The sequence below is a fragment of the Psychrobacter sp. AOP31-B2-9 genome, assembly GCF_052378005.1.
Taxonomy (GTDB): domain Bacteria; phylum Pseudomonadota; class Gammaproteobacteria; order Pseudomonadales; family Moraxellaceae; genus Psychrobacter.
In genome coordinates this window covers 1-6101 of record NZ_JBQSXG010000166.1, presented here as the reverse complement: position 1 = coordinate 6101, position 6101 = coordinate 1, and the positions used below count along the sequence as shown (strand labels likewise).

Annotated in this window: 4 protein-coding genes; 2 read left to right on the top strand and 2 right to left on the bottom strand. The window is 42.8% G+C overall.

Features of this window, described 5'->3' with window-relative positions; translation table 11 throughout:
* Positions 1 to 36 precede the first annotated feature (36 nt).
* A complete protein-coding gene (gene arfB, locus ACT3SX_RS13410) occupies positions 37 to 450 on the bottom strand; it encodes an alternative ribosome rescue aminoacyl-tRNA hydrolase ArfB (protein ID WP_192520205.1) in 414 nt (137 codons plus the stop codon).
* Positions 451 to 733: 283 nt separating this feature from the next.
* Between arfB and ACT3SX_RS13405 the strand changes: the two genes are divergently transcribed.
* Together ACT3SX_RS13405 and ACT3SX_RS13400 are read left to right on the top strand one after the other, a co-directional pair.
* Positions 734 to 2608, top strand: a complete 1875-nt coding sequence (locus tag ACT3SX_RS13405; protein ID WP_192520206.1) for an autotransporter domain-containing protein — start codon at positions 734 to 736, stop codon at positions 2606 to 2608.
* A gap of 230 nt (positions 2609 to 2838) precedes the next feature.
* Entirely contained in the window at positions 2839 to 5124 is a 2286-nt protein-coding gene (locus ACT3SX_RS13400; protein ID WP_442070063.1) for a TonB-dependent receptor, read from the top strand.
* A 168-nt stretch (positions 5125 to 5292) separates the two neighbouring features.
* On the opposite strand, the gene ACT3SX_RS13395 is transcribed toward ACT3SX_RS13400, so the two are convergent.
* Positions 5293 to 5925: a hypothetical protein gene (locus ACT3SX_RS13395; protein WP_442070065.1), complete on the bottom strand. Its 633-nt coding sequence runs from the start codon at positions 5923 to 5925 to the stop codon at positions 5293 to 5295.
* Positions 5926 to 6101 lie beyond the last annotated feature (176 nt).

Here is a 6101-nt window from a genome sequence, read left to right as displayed (position 1 = left end):
ATGTGATCGACTCAAAATAGCAGTATTTATAACGTGCTAAAAGTCTACTTTACCTCGCAGCGCCTTGGTTTTACCCCGCTGCGTTTTTTTGTCCATACGTTTACGTTTAGCATTTCTGCTCGGTTTGGTAGGTTTACGATTTTTGCTGATATAAGTGGCTTGTATGATAAATTGTTGCAAGCGCTCGATAGCATCTGCCCTATTTCTTTCTTGTGTGCGGAACTGCTGCGCTTTCAGCACAAATACGCCCTCTTTACTAATACGGTTATCATTATTGGTCAGCAAACGCTCTTTTTGTGAGTTACTAAGACTTGAAGCATGAATGTCAAAACGCAAATGAATGGCAGAAGAAACTTTGTTGACATTTTGCCCGCCAGCACCTTGTGCACGTATGGCGCTAATCTCTACTTCGTGGTCGTTAAGACTGATGGTGTTGCTAATAAAAATCATGATTTGCTTTTATATAAATAATCCATAATGTCGATTCATCATAAATCATTATCGACGAAGCGGCTACTTGCGATATCGATAACTAACATAAGTGTGAGACCATGATAGTCCAACATCAATCTGGCAGCAAATATAGCTTAATAGACAAGCATCACACTTACTCCAAAGTTAAAGAGCACTCGTGACCTAACACAGGACTATACAGTCAAATAGATTGCTAGGATTTTAAAAAATCGTTACAATCGAGTTATAATCTCGCCATATTTACGACAAGGAAGTCGATATGTCTTATCATACAACTCGTACTATTGTTAATCCCTCTATTCTAAAAACCCTTACTAAAAGCATGCTAGCAGTCACACTTTGCACAGCAGGATTGGCTCATGCTAATGATTATAGTAGCGTGACCTTTTTTGGTGACAGCTTAACCGATGGTGGTTATTTCAGCCCTCTTACCCAAGGTATCTTTGGCCTAGAAGAATCAGGGCAGTTTACGACCAACCCTGACAACACATGGGCGACCTCATTCGCCGAGCAACTGGGAACCACCGCTGTCGCCAATACTTATGACGGTAGCCAGACGGGTAACAATTATGCCATTGGCGGTGCGAGAGCGGGCGAAGACGTCACGGCTTTTGGTATTCCAGTGGCTTCTGCCAATAGTCAGGTAAATAGCTATATTGCCAATAATAAAATAGATCCTGATGGGCTCTATGTGGTTTGGGCAGGTGCAAATGACTTACTTGCCGCAGCAGAAGATCCAGATAATGCTGAAACTATCATTACATCAGCAGTAAACAGTCAAGTTGACACTATTGGCACTCTAAAAAGCAGTGGTGCAAACTATATCTTAGTACCGAATGTTCCTGATGTTGGTCTTACACCTAGGGCCGTCGAACAAGGTGCAGTGGCACAAGCGCAAAGTACTTATATCACCAACTTATATAACCAGTCCATGTATATCGGCGCTCAAAATACAGGCGCAAATATTATACCACTGGACACCTTTAGCTTACTACAAGAAGTCGCTGCCAACCCTACGGCCTTTGGTTTTACTAATATTACGACAGCAGCCTGTAGTACAGACAGCTCGCTAACCTGTGGATCAAGCGACTTAGCCACTCCAGACGCTAATGAAACCTATTTCTTCGCTGACGGTATCCATCCAACAGGCAATGCCCACCAAGTAATCGCTGACTATGCCAATGCCGTCGTCAAAGCTCCTAGCTTAATCGGTGTATTACCACATATCGCGACCACCACAGGACTGGCAACCAATGAGCGTGTGCAATCACACATCAACCAAATCCAAAGCAGCGAGCAAAAACCTGCCCGCACATTATGGGCAGTCGGTGAAATTGAAAACCAAGACATTGCAGGGTTTGAAGACGAGGGCAACGCACAAGTATTATTGGGTGTCGATTTTTCTCATCCCAATTCAGCAAATGCAGTCACAGGCATATATGGTAATATTACTCAAAATCAATTTGAGGACTCAGGCGTTTCTACTGGCTTAAGCAATATTGAACTGGATGAAGTCGGCTTGGGTGTTTATCACAGCAATACGCTAGACAATTTTGGTGGCATACAGATTAATGGTGCCGTTGGTTTTGGTAATATGGATGTGGATGTCACACGTGCCGTCACGCTCGGCAACTATCAGCAAGAATTTAAATCCAATGCTGATGGTAAACGGTTTTATGCCAACGTTCAGGCGGGCTACCCAATGCAAGTCAGCAGCGTGGCTATCACTCCTTATCTTGGTGCAACCGCTAATCGTGTAAAGATTGGTAAACTTGAAGAACAGGAAAGCTCTGGCATCGCCATGCAGTTCGATGAACAAAAGTATACGACAACCTATGGCAAGCTTGGGGTTAAAGCCAATCATAACTTAATGGAAAGCCTGAACCTATTTGGTGATATTCATTATCAAAAACAGCTGAGCGACAATCGTGAAGCGGTAACCGCACGTTTAAACACCCTATCTAATATTAGCTTTAGCACACCGATGGTAGATACTGACGATGATAGCCTCGGCATGACGCTTGGGCTATCTAAAAGCTTCGGTCTGTTAAATGCCAATGCTGGTATTAGTCACTCACAAGGCGATGATGATGAGTCAACGAGCTTGTTTGTCGGACTCAGCGGTGCCTTTTAGGTTATAACGTCACTAAATACTTATTCGTTCTACTATAATTCGCTTCACCATAATATAGAAACTGCCAAATCCTAAAAATGTTTGGCAGTTTTTTTGTTTTTCACTCTCTTAAACGAATGCAATCTTCGCAAACATATAGCTAATCTTGCTTACCAAAAGATAACTTATAGACATGTTTTAATGATAAAGGTATCATTAACAATTCTCATTTACTATACGGTTTTGTCCTTATGTCTAAGCATCATACTTCCTCTTATGCTTTACCCTACTCTCGTTTGTATAGTGCAATTTTGACTACTGTGAAGACCTCTAAAAAAGCCCCTATATATCTGGCCGTAGGCACATTAGTGCAGTTCAGTCCAGCATTTGCTGATACAGCCATTGATACTGACGCAAGCGCTCAGCCTAGTACGACGCTTGAGCCTATCGTCGTCGTCGCCAATCAAACGCCAAAGGCTATTTCTGATATTCCAGCGACTGTCTGGTATATCGATGAGTACAAAGTCGATGAAGCTGCCCGTACTGGTAAGCGTCTAGGTGATTTTATCGCTCAAGAAGTACCCTCTCTCGATTTGGGTAGCGGCGGACGCACGAGTGCAGGTCAGAACTTGCGTGGACGTGACATGCAGGTGATGATTGATGGTGTGTCACTGAATTCCTCACGTGCTATCAGTCGTTATTTAGACTCAATCAGTATGGAAAACATCGAAAGTATCGAGGTACTATCTGGTGCATCAGCGGTGTATGGCGGCGGCGCCACGGGTGGTATTATCAACATTAAGACTAAAAAAGCACAATCTGGTGAGCCACAAGTCACCACTTCTATACAGGCAACTTCAGGCTTCCAAGACGAAGACGACATCTCTTATAAAGGTCACGCTTCTATCGGTGGCGGTACAGAAACGGTCAAAGGTAATCTAGCCGTTACCTACGAACAAACTGGTTCTTTCTTTGACGGCAGCGGTCAGATACTCGTTCCCGATACCACTCAGGGTTCGTTGCAGGACAATGAGACCATTGATATCTTAGCCAGCACACAACTACAGATTGATGACCAGCAAACTTTAGACTTGTCAGCACAGTACTATAAGAGTGAGCAAGATACGGATTACGGTATTCAGTATGATCTAACCACTTATCCATTCGGTGCCGAGATTAGTGATGGTTTTGAGAGTGATCGACAAGCCAGTACGGAACGTCAGCAGTACAATGCCAATTACCACAATACTGACTTATTCGGTCATGAAGTATATGCTCAGCTATCACATCGTACCGAAGAGCTGAGTTTTATTCCCTTTATTTATGGTACCTATTTTGCCGCTTCAGAGCAGTCAACTGATGTGACTTCAGCACGTGTCGCATTGAGCAAGGACTGGACTGATAAACTCAAACTAACTTATGGTATCGACGGCTATCAAGACAAACTGGATAGCAATCAAATGATATTCAATCAAAGCACAAGTCTAGCTACTGGTGGCTTGGTCAATGATGAGTTTGCAACTATCGGACGCTACCCTGGTACTGAGGTAGACTCTATCGCGGGGTTCATTCAAGGCGATTATGAGCTAACCAATACACTAAGCGCGACTGCTGGTATGCGCTATCAACACCTGAATAATAAAATTGATGACTTTGTCTCTACCACAGTACAGACTGATATTGCCTTGGGCAATGCCACTGGCGGTGATGCAATCCCTGGTGGTAGCACGGACTATAATGTTAGCTTATTTAATTTAGGTCTCAATTATAAACCTACAGACAACTTACGCTATTTTGCGAACTTTTCACAAGGCTTTGAGCTACCTGATCCTGCTAAGTTTTATGGTCAAGGCATCTACTCAAAAAATGCAGCCAACTATTATGAGCTTGTTAACGGCTCTAACGTTTCAGGTACTGAGCTTGATGGTATCAAAACCGATAGCTACGAGTTAGGTACTTCGTTCAGTCACAATAACTTGACGGGTCAACTGACGGGTTACTATAGCCTATCAGATGGCAGTATTGACTATGATCGTAGCACCCTACTGATCACTCAAAGTGATAATAAAAAGCGTGTGTATGGTATTGAAGCAAAGGGCGACTATGCGATTAATGACAATGTGAGCATCGGCGCACTAGCGCATTGGGTCAAAAGCGAAACGCAAGTCGATGGTGACTATAAAGACACTGTCGTGACTGACACCAGCCCAACCAAATACGGCTTGTGGACACGCTGGGAAGATGAAAATCAAGCGCTTAAGCTACAAGCGAATATGATGCGTGATGTCCCAGGCTACGACTCAAGCAGCGACTCTACGCAAGAGCTAGATGGCTATACCACCATTGATCTTGATTACACTTACTTCTTGCCTTCAGGCGAGTTTAGTCTAGGCGTTCAGAACTTGCTCGACAAAGACTACACCACCGTTTGGGGACAGCAAGCTCAGATCTATTATGGTAGCTATGCACCTAAATCAGTGTTTGATTACAAAGGCCTAGGACGTACTTACACGCTTGGCTACACTCATCACTTTTAAGTGACCGTTCAACTTATATCATTTGAACCTAAAAAAGTCCCTATTCAAAAATAAATAGGGACTTTTTTATTTTAATACCTAGGCCGCGCGCTCAATATCAACTGATAAATATCATATGGAGCAAAAATCGCTTATCCTATATCGCTTATTCTAGAAAAATTTTTTTATTCACACATCACTAGATTTTGGCAGCCCATACACTATACTCTTAACCACTCCATTATTTCTCTCAACTATCAATCGATAGCCTTTAATCACTCCTTTATAAGGCAAATCACTCGCATACTGCTGATGATGCTTATAGATTTTCTCTTTCACTATAGACGTACGTGCTACCTCTTTTAGTTCGGAAAAATCATCAGGCAAGCGTATATGAGCCAATCGCGCCGCATTGCCATGAGATATCCAGTTTGTGCCACTGAACTCAAAATCGATATCAGCTTGTAAACTATATTGAGGTACGGCATTGAGATAATGCGCTAAATCATATTTAATCTGAGATATATCTTCTGCAAATGGCTGATATGGCATCTCAATCACTGCAAATAACTTGACTAAAAATTCATCAGCGGTAAAGTACTTATCTATATAGCTACCATCAAGCCCAAGAAACCTGCTCGACAATACGTGGCGCAGACGCTCACAAGCTGGAATGGTATGTTTTAGTGGGTAGCCCATTTTTCTGACAATATCTTGCGAACGTAGCTCAAGCGTGTCTATCTGATTAATCGCATATTGTGCCAAAAAATGATGTGGATAGTAACGGCGGGTATATTTGGATTGGTTAGCAACGTGGCTCATGAGATTGAACACCTTAAGACTCCTGTAACTCCGACAAAAAAGTATAAATTAGGCACAAATGAGGATGTCGGAGTACAGGCTCATGCGCTTTACCAGAATTATTTTACATCGTGCTGGAAGTTGCAAGGTTTGTCACGCCGCCATCAAACTGTCGCTATGGATGGCAATGACAAAAC

Coding starts and splice junctions, on each gene's coding strand:
- arfB (WP_192520205.1), bottom strand. CDS start 450: ATGATTTTTATTAGCAACACCATCAGTCTTAACGACCACGAAGTAGAG.
- ACT3SX_RS13405 (WP_192520206.1), top strand. CDS start 734: ATGTCTTATCATACAACTCGTACTATTGTTAATCCCTCTATTCTAAAA.
- ACT3SX_RS13400 (WP_442070063.1), top strand. CDS start 2,839: ATGTCTAAGCATCATACTTCCTCTTATGCTTTACCCTACTCTCGTTTG.
- ACT3SX_RS13395 (WP_442070065.1), bottom strand. CDS start 5,925: ATGAGCCACGTTGCTAACCAATCCAAATATACCCGCCGTTACTATCCA.